At 62.8% G+C, this 16,687-nt stretch carries 17 protein-coding genes; 10 read left to right on the top strand and 7 right to left on the bottom strand.

Features of this window, described 5'->3' with window-relative positions:
- Nucleotides 1–21 precede the first annotated feature (21 nt).
- Nucleotides 22–2,247, bottom strand: coding sequence for a ComEC/Rec2 family competence protein (locus M2394_RS24960; protein ID WP_259174967.1), 2,226 nt, complete (start codon nt 2,245–2,247; stop codon nt 22–24).
- Between the two features lie 135 nt (nt 2,248–2,382).
- Between M2394_RS24960 and M2394_RS24965 the strand changes: the two genes are divergently transcribed.
- Complete coding sequence (locus M2394_RS24965) at nt 2,383–2,898, top strand: DUF2062 domain-containing protein (RefSeq protein ID WP_178918768.1); 516 nt, start codon at nt 2,383–2,385, stop codon at nt 2,896–2,898.
- Between the two features lie 4 nt (nt 2,899–2,902).
- Here the strand turns inward: M2394_RS24965 and M2394_RS24970 are convergent, their stop codons facing one another.
- The gene (locus tag M2394_RS24970) at nt 2,903–4,273 is read right to left on the bottom strand and encodes a sensor histidine kinase (protein WP_259174968.1); all 1,371 of its coding nucleotides are present in this window, start codon (nt 4,271–4,273) and stop codon (nt 2,903–2,905) included.
- Complete coding sequence (locus tag M2394_RS24975) at nt 4,260–4,988, bottom strand: response regulator transcription factor (protein ID WP_178918770.1); 729 nt, start codon at nt 4,986–4,988, stop codon at nt 4,260–4,262. Before M2394_RS24975 ends, M2394_RS24970 begins: the two co-directional genes overlap by 14 nt.
- A 205-nt stretch (nt 4,989–5,193) precedes the next feature.
- Between M2394_RS24975 and M2394_RS24980 the strand changes: the two genes are divergently transcribed.
- The 4 genes from M2394_RS24980 (at nt 5,194) to M2394_RS24995 (ending at nt 10,006) form a co-directional block, all read left to right on the top strand.
- Nucleotides 5,194–7,947 (top strand): response regulator, encoded by a 2,754-nt coding sequence (locus M2394_RS24980; RefSeq protein WP_178918771.1) that lies wholly within the window; start codon nt 5,194–5,196, stop codon nt 7,945–7,947.
- A 156-nt stretch (nt 7,948–8,103) separates the two neighbouring features.
- Nucleotides 8,104–9,093, top strand: coding sequence for a 2-hydroxyacid dehydrogenase (locus tag M2394_RS24985; protein WP_259174969.1), 990 nt, complete (start codon nt 8,104–8,106; stop codon nt 9,091–9,093).
- A gap of 71 nt (nt 9,094–9,164) precedes the next feature.
- Entirely contained in the window at nt 9,165–9,605 is a 441-nt protein-coding gene (locus M2394_RS24990; protein WP_178918773.1) for a hypothetical protein, read from the top strand.
- Nucleotides 9,602–10,006: an META domain-containing protein gene (locus tag M2394_RS24995; protein WP_178918774.1), complete on the top strand. Its 405-nt coding sequence runs from the start codon at nt 9,602–9,604 to the stop codon at nt 10,004–10,006. The genes M2394_RS24990 and M2394_RS24995 overlap by 4 nt, the downstream gene beginning before the upstream one ends.
- Before the next feature lie 138 nt (nt 10,007–10,144).
- Here the strand turns inward: M2394_RS24995 and M2394_RS25000 are convergent, their stop codons facing one another.
- On the bottom strand, nt 10,145–10,606 hold the full coding sequence (locus tag M2394_RS25000) for a TlpA disulfide reductase family protein (RefSeq protein WP_259174972.1): 462 nt from the start codon (nt 10,604–10,606) through the stop codon (nt 10,145–10,147).
- A gap of 115 nt (nt 10,607–10,721) precedes the next feature.
- Between M2394_RS25000 and arsC the strand changes: the two genes are divergently transcribed.
- Genes arsC through M2394_RS25015 form a run of 3 tightly spaced genes read left to right on the top strand, consistent with a single transcriptional unit; the run spans nt 10,722 to nt 12,086 of the window.
- A complete protein-coding gene (arsC, locus tag M2394_RS25005; RefSeq protein WP_259174973.1) occupies nt 10,722–11,075 on the top strand; it encodes an arsenate reductase (glutaredoxin) in 354 nt (117 codons plus the stop codon).
- Nucleotides 11,072–11,686, top strand: coding sequence for an NAD(P)H:quinone oxidoreductase (wrbA, locus tag M2394_RS25010; protein ID WP_259174974.1), 615 nt, complete (start codon nt 11,072–11,074; stop codon nt 11,684–11,686). The genes arsC and wrbA overlap by 4 nt, the downstream gene beginning before the upstream one ends.
- A complete protein-coding gene (locus M2394_RS25015) occupies nt 11,670–12,086 on the top strand; it encodes a DUF2069 domain-containing protein (protein WP_259174975.1) in 417 nt (138 codons plus the stop codon). Before wrbA ends, M2394_RS25015 begins: the two co-directional genes overlap by 17 nt.
- A gap of 88 nt (nt 12,087–12,174) precedes the next feature.
- Here the strand turns inward: M2394_RS25015 and M2394_RS25020 are convergent, their stop codons facing one another.
- A complete protein-coding gene (locus M2394_RS25020) occupies nt 12,175–12,846 on the bottom strand; it encodes a DNA-3-methyladenine glycosylase I (protein WP_176995501.1) in 672 nt (223 codons plus the stop codon).
- 67 nt (nt 12,847–12,913) lie between these two features.
- Nucleotides 12,914–13,738, bottom strand: a complete 825-nt coding sequence (ttcA, locus tag M2394_RS25025; protein WP_176995500.1) for a tRNA 2-thiocytidine(32) synthetase TtcA — start codon at nt 13,736–13,738, stop codon at nt 12,914–12,916.
- Between the two features lie 371 nt (nt 13,739–14,109).
- Between ttcA and M2394_RS25030 the strand changes: the two genes are divergently transcribed.
- Nucleotides 14,110–14,712, top strand: coding sequence for a Yip1 family protein (locus M2394_RS25030; protein WP_016969278.1), 603 nt, complete (start codon nt 14,110–14,112; stop codon nt 14,710–14,712).
- Nucleotides 14,713–14,841: 129 nt separating this feature from the next.
- A complete protein-coding gene (locus M2394_RS25035; protein ID WP_176995498.1) occupies nt 14,842–15,336 on the top strand; it encodes a SprT family zinc-dependent metalloprotease in 495 nt (164 codons plus the stop codon).
- 68 nt (nt 15,337–15,404) lie between these two features.
- On the opposite strand, the gene M2394_RS25040 is transcribed toward M2394_RS25035, so the two are convergent.
- Nucleotides 15,405–16,568, bottom strand: a complete 1,164-nt coding sequence (locus tag M2394_RS25040; protein WP_259174976.1) for a CaiB/BaiF CoA-transferase family protein — start codon at nt 16,566–16,568, stop codon at nt 15,405–15,407.
- Between the last annotated feature and the right edge of the window lie 119 nt (nt 16,569–16,687).

Consider the following 16,687-nt stretch of genomic DNA (forward strand, 5'->3'; position numbering starts at 1 on the left):
GTGGCCTTGGGCAATGCACCGCTAGGGTAAGGGTTCGCGCCAGAAGCGACGTTGACTGCGCGCAACAACCGGTGGCTGGAAAGCGCCCAACTGCAGGCGCACCGCGCCCTGTTCCGCACTGTCATAGAGCTGGCTGCCCAACGCCCAGTAACGTTCGATGACCTGGGCATGGGGATGGCCGAACGCATTGCCACGGCCCCGTGAAATCAGCACTGACTTGGGCGCGAGCCGCTGCACGAAAGGCCAGGAGGAAGAGCTGTGGCTACCATGGTGCGGCGCCTGCAGCCAATCGACGGGCGCCGCCAAGGGTGAGCGCAGGAAGATGCGCTCGGCAGCACGATCGATATCCCCCGTGAGCAACAGGCGCTCTCCACTGGCCTCGATCAACAATACGCAGGACTTGGCATTACCAGAAATAGCGTCGGGCCACTGCCATAATTCGAACGACACTCCATCCCATGTCCATTGCTCACCGCTGATACAGGGTTGCGTGCCGAGAAACGCCGGTAAACCTGTGGTCTCCCCGCCCACCACTCGCTGGACGGGCAGCCCTCGCGCAACCGCCGCCGCACCACCGGCGTGATCGGCATCGGCATGGCTAATCAGCATCAGGTCCAACTGCCTTACTCCGAATTTTTTCAGCGAAGGCAGCACCACACGGGCGCCCAGATCGGAATCTCCCACCCGGGGGCCCGCGTCGTAAATCAGGGTGTGATGGCGCGTACGCAAGATCAACGCCTGCCCCTGTCCGACATCCAGTTGCACCACGTCCACTTGACCGTGGGGCACCAGTGTCCTCGGTGGAAATACTGCCAGCATCAGCATCGGCCATCCCAGCAGCCGAAACGGAACGCCCTTGGGCAACAACAGCAACACAGCACCTGCCACGCTGACCAGCCAATAGCCCAAAGGCACTTCGGCCGGTACCCAGGCTGGCAAGTGCCCGGCGAGCAATGCCAGCCCCCGGAACAGCCCATCCAGCGCCCCACCCGCCAACCACAGCAGCCCTTCTCCCACCCACGGCACCACCAACAATGCGGTGCCCAAAAGAGCCAGGGGCAACACCACCAGACTGATCCACGGCACGGCAAATAAATTGGCCACTGGAGCACTGAGACTGATCGGCAGCCCAAGTACGAGCAGCAGGGGGAACAGGCCGATGGCAATCAACCATTGCGGGCGGGTCCACAGTTGCCAGACGCTCCAACGCCCCAAACGCCCGCCGAAGCTCAGGGCCAACACCGCGACTGCTGCAAACGACAACCAGAACCCCGGCTGCAAGCTCGCCAGCGGTTCAAGCAGCAGCACGCCGTTGAATGCCAGCAATAACGGCCACCCGATCCCCAGATGCCGGAAGCGCAAGCGCCACAGCAAGACCAGGCCCACCATCACGCACGCGCGCTGTACCGGCACGCCGAACCCCGCCAGCAGGCCATAACCCAGCGCCGCGGCAAACGCCAAGCCACAGGCCCACGGCAGCCACGGCACCGTTCGCGGCCAGGCGCCATAACGCGCCAGGCCGGCCACCAGGCCATAGATCAGCCCCGCCAACAAGCCGATATGCTGACCGGAAATCACTAACAGATGCACCGTGCCGGTGTCTTGCAGCACGCGCCAGTCTTCGGCCTCAAGCCCGGAACCGTCCCCCAGTACCAGCGCCGCCAGGCCCGCTTCACGACCTTGGGCATCCACCGCCATCAGCCGTTGGCGCAGAGCGTCGCGCCAGGCATTACGCGCCGGCGCCAGGCGTTCGCCATCCTTGACCGAGCCGGTGGCACCCATGCGCTGGGCCAGCAACCAGGCCTCGTAATCAAAACCATGAAAGTTGAGCAACCCCGAGGGACGCTTGAGCGTAATTGCCAAGCGCCAGCGTTCGCCGCTTTTGACCGGCGGGCCGCCCCGCCAGGACACTCGGATACGCTTGGGCAATCGGGCGTTGCGCGACCGACTGTCGGCCAACTCGAAGCGCACGCCGTTACCGCTCTGTTGCGGCAACCCGACCACACGCCCCTCCACCCAGCGTGTCTGCCCGTCCAACACGGGCTTGAGGCGGTCATCCAATGCCCACTGCGCGCTGATGCACGCCCAGCTCAACCCCAGCAGAAAGAACGCCAGCGGGTAGGTGCGAAACGGCAGCAGCATCAACGCCAGCACCGGCATCGCCAGCAACCCTGCGGTCGGGGGCAGTGCCGGTAGAAATCGCAAGGCCAGCAAGCCTAGCGCGAGGGCGAACATCCCGGTTCTCATGGAGCTTCCTTTTCAAAAGTTCCAATCAGTCTTAGCCGGACCCTCAGGGCGACCTATGATGTTTTGTCACAAAGTCTGAATTTTCTGTTTATAGAATGCGGGCATACTTGCCCCTCGAACTGACCTGGACCCCTTATGCCCCGGCGCTTATTCAAACGGTACATGCCCGATCCCAGCAGTATCAGGGAACACAAGTCATTACAGTTTCTCGGCACATTGCTGCATGACCCCAACCTCTGGCACCTGAATCGCCATTCCGTCGCGCGGGCCATGGCCGTGGGCCTGTTCGCAGCGTTCATCCCGATTCCCTTGCAGATGCTGCTGGCGGCCGTGCTGTCGATTGTCGTACGGGCCAACATGCCGATTGCCGTCAGCCTGGTCTGGCTGACCAACCCGATCACCATGCCGGTGGTGTTTATCTGCACCTACCTGACCGGTGCCTGGCTGATGAATGTGCCGCCACGCAGCCTGCCCGACAACCTCACCTGGGAGTGGATCAGCAGCCAGCTGAGTACACTCTGGCAGCCTTTCCTGCTGGGTTCCGTGGTATTGGGGTTAGTGCTGGGAGCGCTGGCCTATTGCCTGACCATGATTTATTGGCGCTGGTGGGTGGCCCACCAGTGGAAAAAGCGCAAACAGCGTCGCGCCTGAGACCTCAACGGGCCAGCAAGCGCAGGTGTACCCGCAGGCCCGTTCCGGTATTTTCCGCCCATAAGCGACCACCCTGGCGTTGCACGGCGTTGCGGGCAATGCTCAGGCCCAGGCCGAACCCACCGTCACCGGGCCGTGACCCTTCAAGGCGAGTAAAGGGCGCAAAAATCCGCTCCAGGTCCTGCTCTGCGATGCCTGCGCCCTGATCCTCCAGCCACAGGTGCCAGTAGTCACCCTCACGGCACCCATCCAGTTTCACCAGACCGTGGGCGGGAGAATGGCGGATGGCATTGCGCAACACGTTCTCCAGGGCCTGGGCCAGTGCATTGAGGTTGCCGCGCACCCAGCACTCGGCCGGTAGCAGGCAAGGCATGCGCGACGCCGGCCAGTCACTCTCGAAACAGGCGTTTTCCCGCAGCATGTCCCACAGGGCCTGGACCTGGATATCCTCGTTGGGCAGCGGCGCCCTGTCACTGTCCAGCCACGCCAGTTGCAGGCTGTCTTCCACCAGGCGCTGCATGGCGTCCACTTCACGTGCCAGCCGCTCGCGCAAGTGCGTCAGGTCCTGCTCACTGTCACAGGCCACCCTCAGGCGGCTCAAGGGCGTGCGCAATTCATGGGACATGTCCCGCAGCAGCTGCTGTTGCAGCACCACCGTGCCCTGCAGGCGCTCGGACATGTGGTCAAACGCCCGGCCCAGCTCGCCCAGTTCGTCCTGGCGGCTGGTGGCTTCGCGGGACATTCGGGTGTTGAGTTGATCAGCACGCCAGGCGTTGGCCTGCTCGCGCAACTGATTGAGGGGCATGATCAAGAGGCGGTAGAGGCCAATGCACAGCAGCAAGGTAAACAGGCCGGGGATCACGCCATTGGTGACCACTCGCCAGAACAGCTGGTAGCGCCCCGGCATAAACCGTTTTGGCAACTCGATGACCAGCGAGCCCGCGCCCGGGTCCATCGGGAACGGGATTTTCACCCAGGGCAGCCCCTTGACGTGCCGGCTCACCGGCCACTCCAACCCCCGCAGGAAGGTCAGCCGCTGGCTTTCCTTGTCGCTCAAGGGGGCGCTGCTGAGGGATTGCAGGTCATTGCCAATCACGCCGATCCACGTGGACTCACGCTGGGACATGAGATAGAGCCAGGCATCCACACCCGCACTGCCCTGGGTGTTCCACGCCAGCTCGGCACCGGCGGCATAGCCCTTGAGGATCTCCCGTGATTCATCGGCCAGATAGGCGTTCTGCTCCTCCATGTAGCGGCCCCAGGACCAACTGAGCCAGATCATCAGCAAGCAGAAGGCAATCAACAGGCACGCCAGCTTCCAGAATAAGGAATGCTTGCCGGGCAGTCGTTTCAGCGCGCGCTCAAAGGCCTTCATCGTGACCGCTCAGCACATAGCCCTTGCCCCACACCGTGCGCACTTCGCGCTCGCTGTAACCGATGGCCTTGAGCTTGCGGCGGATCTGGCTGATGTGCATGTCGAGGCTGCGGTCGTGGGGGGCGTAACCGCGTTGCAACACGTGCTGGTACAGGAAGGCTTTGCTGAGCACTTCGTCGGCATTGCGGTGCAGCGTTTCCAGCAGGCGGTATTCGCTGCGGGTCAAGCCGGCCCAATGGTCCTGGTAAAAGATGTCGCACAGTTCGTCGTCAAAACGCAGGGAACGCGCGTCGTCACGTGGCGCCAGGGCGTTCGACAGCGGGCGACGGTCAAGGGCCACGCGGCGCAGGATGGCTTCGATGCGCACCCGCAACTCGATCATGCTGAACGGCTTGGGCAGGTAGTCATCCGCCCCCAGGCGAAAACCGCTGATGCGATCGGCTTCAGCGCCCAGGGCCGACATCAGGATCACCGGGATCGCATGGCTCTGGCGCAAGTGGGTGAGGATCGACAACCCATCCAGCCCCGGCAGCAGGATATCCATCAACACCACATCGAAGGCCTGGTCGCGGGCCATCTGCAGACCTTGCTGGCCATTCTGGCACCAGGTCACCTGAAAGCCACAGCGCCCCAGGTGCTCGTGGACATAGGCGCCCAGCACAGGGTCATCTTCGATGGTCAGGATACTGGGTAGGCCAACAGCTGCGGGATTCATTAGCGTCTGCAATTCATTCTCAATAGCCGATTATTCAAGATTAAACCGTCACAGGCAATCGCCACCGGGCACCGAATGGCCCGAAGATTGCCGCCCGTCAATAATTTGCGAGATTCCAGCCCGCGCAAATGGCTACACTGCGCAGGTGGTGCGGGCCGGATGCCTGCGCGGATAATCGAAAACACTGTGGTAGCAGGAGAGTGGCGTGCTTAGAAGAATGGGGATAAAAGGCCGCGTACTGTTGCTGACCTTATTACCGACCAGCCTGATGGCCCTGTTGTTGGGGGGCTATTTCACCTGGATGCAGCTCTCGGAGTTGCAGACCCAGCTGCTGCAGCGCGGTGAAATGATCGCCGAGCAATTGGCGCCGCTGGTGGCGCCGGCCTTGAGCGCCCGCAATACCGACCTGCTGGAGCGCATCGCCACCCAATCCCTGGAACAGCCGGACGTGCGCGCGGTGTCGTTCCTCAGCCCGGACCGTTCGCCCCTGGCCCACGCGGGCCCGACCATGCTCAACCAGCCGCCCGTCGGCAACAGTTCGCACCTGTTGCAGCGCACCGGCAACGACGCCACGCGCTACCTGCTGCCGGTATTTGGCCGCCACCGCAACCTGGCGGGAGAGCTGATCCCTGACGAATCCGACCGCCTGCTGGGCTGGGTCGAGGTTGAACTGTCCCACAATGGCATGCTGTTGCGCGGTTATCGCAGCCTGTTCGCCAGCCTGCTGTTGATCGCCATCGGGCTGGTCTGCACCGCAGCCCTGGCGCTGCGCATCAGCCGCACCATCAATTCGCCGATTGGCCAGATCAAGCAAGCCGTGGCCCAACTCAAGGACGGCAACCTGGAAACCCGCCTGCCACCGCTGGGCAGCCAGGAACTGGACCAACTGGCCTCGGGCATCAACCGCATGGCCGAAACCCTGCAAAATGCCCAGGAAGAACTGCAGCACAGCATCGACCAGGCCACCGAAGACGTACGCCAGAACCTGGAAACCATCGAGATCCAGAACATCGAGCTGGACCTGGCGCGCAAGGAGGCCCTGGAGGCCAGCCGCATCAAGTCGGAGTTCCTGGCCAACATGAGCCATGAAATCCGCACCCCGCTCAATGGCATCCTCGGCTTTACCCACCTGCTGCAAAAAAGCGAACTGTCGCCGCGCCAGCTCGATTACCTGGGCACCATCGAAAAGTCCGCCGACAACCTGCTGGGCATCATCAATGAAATCCTCGATTTCTCGAAGATCGAAGCTGGCAAACTGGTGCTCGACAGTGTGCCGTTCAACCTGCGGGATCTGCTGCAAGACACCCTGACCATCCTCGCCCCCGCTGCCCATGCCAAGCAGCTCGAACTGGTCAGCCTAGTGTACCGCGACACGCCGCTGGCGCTGGTGGGCGACCCGTTGCGACTCAAGCAGATCCTCACCAACCTGATCAGCAACGCGATCAAGTTCACCCGCGAAGGCACCATCGTTGCCCGGGCGATGATCGAAGACGAACAGGAAGACAGCGTACAACTGCGCATCAGCGTGCAGGACACCGGCATCGGCCTGTCCAACCAGGACGTGCGCGCGCTGTTCCAGGCGTTCAGCCAGGCCGACAACTCGCTGTCGCGCCAACCGGGTGGCACGGGCCTGGGGCTAGTCATTTCCAAGCGATTGATCGAGCAGATGGGCGGTGAAATCGGCGTGGACAGCACACCGGGCGAAGGCTCGGAATTCTGGATCAGCCTGAGCCTGCCCAAGACCCGCGACGACGTTGACGACCTGCCCTCGCCGCCGCTGCTCGGCCGGCGCGTGGCGGTGCTGGAAAACCACGAACTGGCGCGCCAGGCCTTGCAGCACCAACTGGAAGACTGCGGCCTGGAAGTCACCCCGTTCAACACCCTGGAAAGCCTGACCAACGGCATCACCAGCGCCCATCAGACCGAGCAGGCCATCGACTTGGCCGTGCTCGGCGTGACCGCCAATGACATCCCGCCCGAGCGCCTCAACCAGCACTTGTGGGACCTCGAACACCTGGGCTGCAAGGTGCTGGTGCTGTGCCCGACCACCGAGCAGATGCTGTTCAACCAGTCGGTGCCCAACCCCAACAGCCAATTGCAGGCCAAGCCGGCCTGCACACGAAAACTGCGCCGTGCCCTGGCCGATCTGATCAGCCCGCGCCCCCCACGCAGCGAGCCGGGCGAACCGCTGTCGAGCCGCGCACCGCGCGTGTTGTGCGTGGACGACAACCCGGCCAACCTGCTGCTGGTGCAAACCCTGCTCGAAGACATGGGGGCCAAGGTGCATGCCGTGGAAAGCGGATACGCGGCCATCGACGCGGTCAAACAGGAAACCTTCGACCTGGTGCTGATGGACGTGCAGATGCCCGGCATGGACGGCCGCCAGAGCACCGAGGCGATTCGCCAGTGGGAAAGCGAGCGCCACGGCACGCCGCTGCCCGTGGTGGCCCTTACCGCCCACGCCATGGCCAACGAAAAACGCGCCCTGCTGCAAAGCGGCATGGATGACTACCTGACCAAGCCCATCAGTGAGCGGCAATTGGCCCAGGTGGTACTGAAGTGGACCGGCCTGGCCCTGCGCAACCAAGGGCCGGAACGCTCGAACGACGGCTTGGGCCCCGGCCTGCAATTGCTGGTGCTCGACCACGAAGAAGGCCTGCGCCTGGCCGCCAACAAGTCCGACCTGGCCGCCGACATGCTTGCCATGCTGCTAGCCTCCCTGGAAGCCGACCGCGCGGCCATCACCGTTGCACGCGAGGCCAACGACAACAACGCGCTGATCGAACGTGTCCACCGCCTGCACGGCGCCACCCGTTACTGCGGCGTGCCGCAATTGCGCGCCGCCTGCCAGCGGGCCGAAACCCTGCTCAAGCAGGATGACGCCAAGGCCATGGCGGCGCTGGACGAGTTGGACATGGCGATTGCCCGGCTGGCCAGTGAGGCGCGGGTCAGCGCCTGACCCAGTTTTATGACATGCGGGCTTGTGTGGGAGCGGGCTTGCTCGCGAATGCGGTCTTTCGGTCATGGATGTGTTGCCTGACCCACCGCTTTCGCGAGCAAGCCCGCTCCCACAGGTGGCAGGTGTCCACTTTTAATTTTGCAGGGAGCCCTTGTTATGCGCGTTATTCTTTTCAGCAGCCAAGCCTACGACCGTGACAGTTTTCTCGGTGAGCCGCTGCCTGCGGGCGTTGAGCTGCAATTCCAGCCCGCCCGGCTCAACCTCGACACCGTGGCCCTGGCCGAGCAGCACGAAGTGGTCTGCGCCTTCATCAACGACGACCTCAGTGCACCGGTGCTGGAGCAGTTGGCCAAGGGCGGCACGCGCCTGATTGCCTTGCGCTCGGCCGGTTACAACCATGTCGACCTGGCCGTCGCCAAGCGCCTGGGCCTGACCGTGGTGCGTGTCCCCGCCTACTCGCCCCATGCAGTCGCCGAGCACGCCGTCGCGCTGATCCTGGCCCTCAACCGGCGCCTGCACCGCGCCTATAACCGCACCCGCGACGGCGACTTCAGCCTGCACGGCCTGACCGGGTTCGACCTGGTCGGCAAGACCGTCGGCGTGGTCGGCACCGGGCAGATCGGCGCCACGTTTGCCAAGATCATGGCTGGTTTCGGCTGCCAGTTGCTGGCCTATGATCCCTTCCCCAACCCACAGGTCCAGGCCCTGGGCGCCCGCTATGTGAGCCTGCCCGAACTGCTGGCCGAGGCGCAGATCATCAGCCTGCATTGCCCGCTGACCGCCGAAAGCAAACACCTGATCAACGCCAGCTCCCTGGCGCACATGCAGCCGGGGGCGATGCTGATCAACACCGGTCGCGGTGGCCTGGTGGACACTCCGGCGCTGATCGAAGCGCTCAAGGACGGCCAGCTCGGTTACCTGGGGCTGGACGTGTACGAGGAAGAAGCACAGCTGTTCTTCGAGGACCGCTCCGACCTGCCCCTGCAAGATGACGTACTGGCGCGCCTGCTGACCTTCCCCAACGTGATCATCACCGCTCACCAGGCGTTCCTCACCCGCGAGGCCCTGGCCGCCATCGCTGGCACCACACTGGCCAACATCAGCGCGTGGGCCAACGGCCAGCCGCAGAACGTCGTGCAAGGATGATCAGCGGTCACATACCAGGCTCATGATGGGCGGGCACCCGTGATAGGATGCCGCGCCTATTTGGAGGATCCATGGCCGAACACGATTTCCGCTTCAGCTTGCTGAGCCCGCAACACACCCTGATCGAATGCCGCGCCCTGGTGCCGGGCCGTTACCAGGTCACCGGCAACGGTGGCGCGATCAAGAACGGCGACGTTCTGATCGTCACCCTGCGCGGCAGTAAAACCCTGTCGATGCGCCTTACCGTCGAAGGTGACGCGCGCTACTCCATCCGCCCTGCGGGCCAATGGGTCGCCATGGCCCAGGGGCCGAAATTCGGCGAACTGGAGATTCACACCTGGAAGGTCAACTGCGACAGCTGCGACAGCGTGCTGGAGTTTGAATTTGCGGTCGAAACCAAGCTGACCAAAGAGCCCCTGCAACCGGCGGCCAATGCGCGCATCAAGGAATTGGGCTGGGCCAGTGAAGGCGACCAGCACCGCTGCCCGAAATGCCAGCAGGCCGCACAATGAAAGGCCTGCTTCTGCTCGCCGCCGTCGGGGCAGGCCTTGCCGGCTGTGCCGGGGACGCGGTCAAGCTCAAGCAGGACCACAGCTACGTGGTGGAGTGGATCGGTGAGCGGCCGTTGATGGACTACGCGCACCTGACCGTCACCCTCGGCGCCGATGGTCGCGCCTACGGCAACGGCGGCTGCAACCACTGGTTCGCGCCCTACACCGTCGATGGCGACAAGCTCAGCTTCGGCAAGATCGGCAGCACCCGCAAGCTCTGCGCCGAGGCCCTGATGGAGCAGGAACACCGCTTCTTCCAGGCCTTGCAAGGCGTACAGCGCTGGGACATTTCACCGATCGAGCAGACGCGTTTCTGGCCGGCCGATGGCATGCCGATCCGCCTGTGGCTCGAAGAAGGCTGATACACCTCCCCTGTATGTAGGGCCGGCTTGTGTGGCAGCGGGCTTGCTCGCGAAGGCGGTGGATCAGCCAATAAATCTGTTGCTGACACACCGCATTCGCGAGCAAGCCCGCTCCCACAGGGGTTATGTGTTGTTGATTTATCCGCGCAGGGCCTTGAGCTTGGCCAGCACCCCTTCCGCCGTCTGCTCACCCATCAACTGCTCGCGCACCTTGCCCTTGTCATCGATGATGTAGGTCACCGGCAACGCTTCGCTGCGCGGGATATCGAAAATCTCTTCCGGGTTCTGCGCCAGCACGGTGAACTTGATCCCCAGCTTCTCGCTGGCGGCCTTGAGTTCTTCACCCTGCACATTGTCGAAGTTGACCCCGAACACCCCTACCTTCTGCGCTTTCAGCTGCTCGGCCAGGGCATTGAGCTCCGGGATTTCCGTGCGGCACGGGCCACACCATTCGGCCCAGTAGTTGACCACCACCCACTGCTTGTCCAGGCGCTCGGCCGCCACTTTCTGGCCATATTGGTCAACGCCGTAATCGTTACCGCAGCCGCTGAGCAGCAGGGTTGTGATGATCGCCAATGCACCGATCAGTCGCCTTGTCATGGGGTAATCCTTCGCAAAAATGAACGTTGGCTGCGACCTATCGCCTCTTACGGTTTAAGGACGGGGCGCAGCCCGGGTAGAATACCCGCCACCTTACGCAAGATGCGACCCGCACATGACCGATCTGACGCTTTATCACAACCCGCGCTGCTCGAAATCCCGCGGTGCGCTGGAACTGCTGGAAGCCCGTGGCCTCACCCCGACCGTGGTGCGCTACCTGGAAACCCCACTGGGCGCGGCGCAATTGAAGGCCCTGCTGGCCAAGCTCGGCCTCAGCGCCCGCCAATTGCTGCGCACTGGCGAAGACGAATACAAAACCCTCAACCTGGCCGACGCCAGCCTCAGCGAAGCGCAATTGATTGCGGCCATCGCCGAGCACCCCAAGTTGATGGAACGCCCGATCCTGGAAACCGCCGACAAAGCCATCATCGGCCGCCCGCCGGAAAACGTGCTGGAGATCCTGCCGTGACGACGCCGTATGTGCTGGTGTTGTATTACAGCCGCAATGGCTCGGTGAGCGAAATGGCCCGGCAGATCGCCCGTGGCGTCGAGCAGGCCGGGCTGGAAGCACGCCTGCGCACCGTGCCGGCGATTTCCGCCGAGTGCGAGGCCGTGGCCCCCAGCATTCCGGACGAAGGCGCGCTGTATGCCAGCCTGGACGACTTGAAACACTGTTCGGGCCTGGCCCTGGGCAGCCCAACCCGCTTCGGCAACATGGCGGCGCCGCTCAAGTACTTCCTCGACGGCACCAGCAACCTGTGGCTCACCGGCGCCCTCGTCGGCAAGCCGGCCGGAGTGTTCACCTCCACCGCCAGCCTGCATGGCGGCCAGGAAACCACCTTGATGTCGATGCTGCTGCCGCTGCTGCACCACGGCATGCTGATCACCGGCCTGCCCTACAGCGAACAAGCCCTGCTCGACACCCAGGGCGGCGGCACGCCCTATGGCGCCAGCCACCATTCGGGACCGGACGGCAAGCGCATGCTCGATCAGCATGAAATCACCCTGTGTCGCGCCCTGGGCCTGCGCCTGGCGAAAACCGCGATCCTGCTGGAGAACGGCCGTGGCCAGGAAGCCTAAGGTCCTGCCGCCCCAGGCGTGGCTGGAGCCACGGGTGAAAGTCGCCCGCATCTTGAGCCTGCTGGCGTTCCTGGGCCTGGTGGGGTTGTTGTGCGTGTACTACCTGTTCGTCGCCGACCTGCATGGCGCGCGGCCGTGGGTGATCCTGGTGATCGAATTGGTGCCGCTGCTGATCCTCGCGCCGGGGATGTTGCTCGGTAGCGCGCGCGGCTATTCGTGGATGTGCTTTGTGGTGAACCTGTATTTCATCAAAGGCGCGCTGGCAGCGTATGACCCGAACCGGCAGTGGTTCGGGGTGCTGGAGATGTTGGCGAGCCTGGCGGTGTTTTGTACGGCGTTGCTGTATGTGCGGTGGCGGCATCAGCTCAATCGCCGGCTGGCTGGGCCTGTGGTGGCCTGAAGACCGCTATCGCCGGCAAGCCGGCTCCTACATTTGGAATGCATTCCCCTGTAGGAGCCGGCTTGCCGGCGATGGCATCACCTCAATCTCAATGATTCACCGTATAAGCCAGCATCATCGACAGCTGGCACATCGGCCGCCCACTCTCGGCATGCCACTGGTTGAACGCCCCCTGCACCGTCGCCAGATCCCGCAAGCTGGTGGGCACCTTGTCGATGATCTTCTGCGCGTTCAGCGCCGCCACCACGTCATAACTCGGCACAAAGGTGTCCTTGCCCACCATGCGCAAGAAGCGTGGCGCCGACAGCCCGCCCAATTGGTGGCCGTGCTTGCTCAGGTACTTCCACAGCCCGACGATATCCGTCACCGGCCAGTCGGCGATAAAGGCACCGAAGCTGCCCTTCTCCTGCTGGATGTCGAGGATCATCTGCGCATTGCGCGGCACGCTCTTGAGCTTGCCCAGGTGGCGGATGATGCTGGTGTCCTGCATCAGTCGCTCCAAATGCTCGGCGCCCATCAGCACGACTTTTTCCGGGTCGAAGCCGAAAAACACTTTTTCGAACGCCGGCCACTTGGCATCCACCACGCTGTGCTTGAGCCCCGCGCGAAACACCCGCAGCGCCAGGGTGGACAGGTAACGATCATCGCTGATCTTGCGCAATTGCGCCGGGGTATGGGGTACAGGCAGGTGGGCTTCCAGCTCGGCCGCCGAACCAAAACGGTTCAGACAATATTCGTGCAGCCACTTGTAATCGCGCATGCCCTCTCCTGGCAATGGAATTGAAAACGGCGCCCGCGAGCGCCGTGTGTCAGAGCGTTGATTGGGCTCAGAGGTTCACAACATTGACGAAGCGCGATGCGGCCGTCTCGTCGATCTTCAAGCTGGTGAAATCGAACAGGTTGCGGTCAGCCAACTGTGACGGCTGCACATTCTGCAGGCTGCGGAAAATGCTCTCGGTACGGCCCGGGGTCTTGCGTTCCCAGTCCACCAGCATCTCCTTGACCACCTGGCGCTGCAGGTTTTCCTGGGAGCCGCACAGGTTGCACGGGATGATCGGGAACTGCTTGAGGTCGGAGTAGGCCTGGATGTCCTTCTCGTTGCAATACGCCAGCGGGCGAATCACCACGTTGCGCCCGTCGTCGGCACGCAGCTTGGGCGGCATCGCCTTGAGGGAGCCGTTGAAGAACATATTGAGGAAAAAGGTCTCGACGATGTCGTCGCGGTGATGCCCCAGTGCCATTTTTGTTGCGCCGATTTCATCAGCGAACGTATAGAGCGTGCCACGGCGCAGGCGCGAGCACAGCGAGCAGGTGGTCTTGCCTTCAGGGATCAGTTCCTTGACCACCGAATAGGTGTCTTTCTCGACGATGTGGTACTCCACGCCCAACTCTTTGAGGTAGGCCGGCAGCACATGCTCCGGGAAGCCCGGCTGTTTCTGGTCCATGTTGACGGCGACGATCTCGAACTTGATCGGTGCGACCTTCTGCAGGTGCAACAGCACGTCGAGCATGGTGTAGCTGTCTTTGCCGCCGGAGAGGCAGACCATGACCTTGTCGCCGTCCTCAATCATGTTGAAATCGGCGACCGCTTCACCGGCCAGGCGACGCAGGCGTTTTTGCAGTTTGTTCTGGTTGACCGTAAGAGTGCCCATGGCGCTTGGATCCGCTAGAGGTGTGTGACGAAAAGCGCAGCATTTTACGCAAAAATACTTCAATGGGCGACGCCGATCCAATGTGGGAGCTGGCTTGCCTGCGAAAGCAGTGGGTCAGCCAGCTCATTTGTTTCTGACCCGCCGCTTTCGCAGGCAAGCCAGCTCCCACATCGACCGTGGCAGTCCAGACAGACCTCGCCGCGATTAAGCCCCCCGTTTACAGCGCGATTTGCTCTAAAGCCCTACAGTTTTTCCGGTCATCACTTCCTATACTGCGACTTGAGGTCGCACATATATCCAGACCTTTGTGGCCATTTGGCCCGTGGGCGCTCCGATGGGGGGCGATGGTAATAACGACAGGAGTGACTGGCATGATCCATCACGTCGTGGGGCTTTTTACCCATCCCGACCAGGAATGGCGGGAAATCCGTGGCGATAAGGAAGAAAGCATCGGCCACATGTACCTCACTCACACCCTGATTCTCGCGGCGATCCCCGCCGTATCAGCCTTTATCGGCACCACCCAGGTCGGTTGGGTCATCGGCAGCCGTGCGCCGGTGATGTTGACCCAGGAAAGCGCGCTGTGGATGACCCTCATGTCCTACGCGGCCATGCTCGGCGGCGTGGCGGTGATGGGTGCGTTCATCCACTGGATGGCGCGCACCTACGACGCCAACCCCAGCATGGCGCGCTGCGTCGCGTTTGCCACCTACACCGCCACCCCCCTGTTCATCGGTGGGCTGGCCGCGCTCTACCCGCATATGTGGCTGGGCATGATCGTGGGTACGGCGGCGATCTGCTACACGGTGTACCTGTTGTATGTGGGCCTGCCGACCTTCATGAACATCGACCCGGATGAGGGCTTCCTGTTTTCCAGCTCGGTATTGGCCGTGGGCCTGGTGGTGCTGGTGGCGATCATGGCGTTTACCGTGATCGTGTGGGGCCTGGGCGTGGGGCCGATCTACACCAACTAGCCAGTTTCAAACTGTGAGCAAGGCCACCGCAAGGTGGCTTTGTGCGTTATGCATGACCATTCGGCGCCTGACAGATTCGGAAACACCCAGCTTTGCGGCATACTGGAGGTCTCTGGAGATATGTAAAGCATGCCCGAGCAACTCAATACCCGCGTCGAAGATTGTTTCCTACAAGCCGAATCCTTTTTCAAACGAAGTTTCAAACGCCCCCAGGTCAGCCTCAAGCTGCGGGGCCAGAAGGCCGGTGTCGCGCATTTGCACGAGAACCTGCTGCGTTTCAACCCACAGCTGTACCGTGAAAACACCCAGCACTTCCTCAAGCAGACCGTGGCCCACGAAGTGGCGCACCTGATCGCCCACCAATTATTTGGCGAGCGCATCCAGCCCCATGGCGAGGAATGGCAATTGATCATGCGTGGGGTCTACGAGCTGCCGCCTGATCGTTGCCACACCTATGAAGTGAAGCGCCGCCAGGTGACCCGCTATATCTACCGCTGCCCGTGTGCGGACAGTGATTTTCCGTTTTCGTCGCAGCGCCATGGGCTCGTCGCTCAGGGGCGGCGGTATTTGTGTCGGCGGTGCCGGCAGACCTTGGTGTTTACCGGGGAAACTCGGGTGGAATGACCTTCTCTGTAGGAGCTGGCTTGCCGGCGATTGCGCCCTCAAGATCGCCATCGCCGGCAAGCCGGCTCCTACAGGATTGCGCCGGTTTGCCGCCAGGCGTCTATCTGCTGAACACTGAAACCCAGCTCTGCCAGCACTTCATCCGTGTGCGCCCCCACGGCGGCCCCAATATGCTTGGGGGCTGGCAAACCCTCGGAAAATTTCAACGGGCAAGCAATTTGCGCCTGGGTCGACCCATCCCCCCTCGGCACCTGGCTCACCAGCTGCCGCGCATTAAGCTGTGGATGCTCCACAGCCTCACTCAAGCTCAACACCGGCTCCACGCACGCATCCACCCCGGCGAACAGCTCACACAGCTCATCAAAGCTGCGCTTCTCAAATTCAACCTGCAGGGCCGCCTTGAGTTTGGGTGACAAGCCCAACGCCGCCAACTCCGGCCGCCCCAACGCCTCGCAGAGCTGCTGCATGAACGCCGGTTCCAGGCTGCCCACCGACATCCAGCGCCCATCCCGCGAGCGGTAGTAGTCATAGAAACTGCCGCCGTTCAGCACATGGTTTTCCCGCGCCGGCTCCACCCCGCACGCCAGGTAGCCCGCGCCGGCCATGGCGTTCAGGCTGAACGAGCAATCGGTCATGCTCACATCCAGGTACTGGCCCACCCCGCTCTGTTGCCGGGCGATGACCGCGGCCAGCAATCCCACCACCGCATGCAACGAGCCCCCGCCCACATCCGCCAGTTGTACGCCCAGCGGCACCGGCCCGCTGTCCTCGCGCCCGGTGTAGCTGGCCACCCCCGCCAGCGCCAGGTAATTGATGTCGTGCCCGGCGCGGTCCTTGTAGGGGCCGGTCTGGCCGTAACCGGTGATCGACACATAAATCAGCCCGGGGTTGATCGCCTTCAGCGCCTCATACCCCAGGCCCAAGCGCTCCATCACGCCGGGCCGGAACTGCTCCAGGACAATGTCGTATTCCTTGACCAGCGTGCGCACGATCTCCAGCGCCTCGGCCTGTTTGAGGTCCAGCGCCAGGCTGCGTTTGTTGCGATTGAGGTAGGCGTGGCTCGCCGAAGTGCCGCGGTCGTGGGGCGGCAACACCCGCAGCAAGTCCGGGCGTGTGGGTGATTCGATACGCAGCACCTCGGCGCCCATGTCCGCCAGCATCAACGACGCAAACGGGCCGGGCAGCAAGGTGGAGAAATCCAGTACTTTGAGGGACGCCAAGGGACCTGACATGGGCACTCCAATTCCGTTTCGGGTGCCCACAGACTAGGCAGCCTTGGGCCCGTCGGCAATCGCCGGAACGGTCAGCGACAGTGACCGTTTTGATCACGGCGGGCTTTTTCGTGGCGGCG

It is taken from the genome of Pseudomonas sp. BIGb0164, from assembly GCF_024810135.1.
In the GTDB taxonomy this organism is placed as follows: domain Bacteria; phylum Pseudomonadota; class Gammaproteobacteria; order Pseudomonadales; family Pseudomonadaceae; genus Aquipseudomonas.

Excerpts from the sequence above, each read along its gene's own strand:
- M2394_RS24960 (WP_259174967.1), bottom strand. The coding sequence starts at position 2,247 with ATGAGAACCGGGATGTTCGCCCTCGCGCTAGGCTTGCTGGCCTTGCGA.
- M2394_RS24965 (WP_178918768.1), top strand. The coding sequence starts at position 2,383 with ATGCCCCGGCGCTTATTCAAACGGTACATGCCCGATCCCAGCAGTATC.
- M2394_RS24970 (WP_259174968.1), bottom strand. The coding sequence starts at position 4,273 with ATGAAGGCCTTTGAGCGCGCGCTGAAACGACTGCCCGGCAAGCATTCC.
- M2394_RS24975 (WP_178918770.1), bottom strand. The coding sequence starts at position 4,988 with ATGAATCCCGCAGCTGTTGGCCTACCCAGTATCCTGACCATCGAAGAT.
- M2394_RS24985 (WP_259174969.1), top strand. The coding sequence starts at position 8,104 with ATGCGCGTTATTCTTTTCAGCAGCCAAGCCTACGACCGTGACAGTTTT.
- M2394_RS24990 (WP_178918773.1), top strand. The coding sequence starts at position 9,165 with ATGGCCGAACACGATTTCCGCTTCAGCTTGCTGAGCCCGCAACACACC.
- M2394_RS24995 (WP_178918774.1), top strand. The coding sequence starts at position 9,602 with ATGAAAGGCCTGCTTCTGCTCGCCGCCGTCGGGGCAGGCCTTGCCGGC.
- M2394_RS25000 (WP_259174972.1), bottom strand. The coding sequence starts at position 10,606 with ATGACAAGGCGACTGATCGGTGCATTGGCGATCATCACAACCCTGCTG.
- arsC (WP_259174973.1), top strand. The coding sequence starts at position 10,722 with ATGACCGATCTGACGCTTTATCACAACCCGCGCTGCTCGAAATCCCGC.
- M2394_RS25020 (WP_176995501.1), bottom strand. The coding sequence starts at position 12,846 with ATGCGCGATTACAAGTGGCTGCACGAATATTGTCTGAACCGTTTTGGT.
- ttcA (WP_176995500.1), bottom strand. The coding sequence starts at position 13,738 with ATGGGCACTCTTACGGTCAACCAGAACAAACTGCAAAAACGCCTGCGT.
- M2394_RS25030 (WP_016969278.1), top strand. The coding sequence starts at position 14,110 with ATGATCCATCACGTCGTGGGGCTTTTTACCCATCCCGACCAGGAATGG.
- M2394_RS25035 (WP_176995498.1), top strand. The coding sequence starts at position 14,842 with ATGCCCGAGCAACTCAATACCCGCGTCGAAGATTGTTTCCTACAAGCC.
- M2394_RS25040 (WP_259174976.1), bottom strand. The coding sequence starts at position 16,568 with ATGTCAGGTCCCTTGGCGTCCCTCAAAGTACTGGATTTCTCCACCTTG.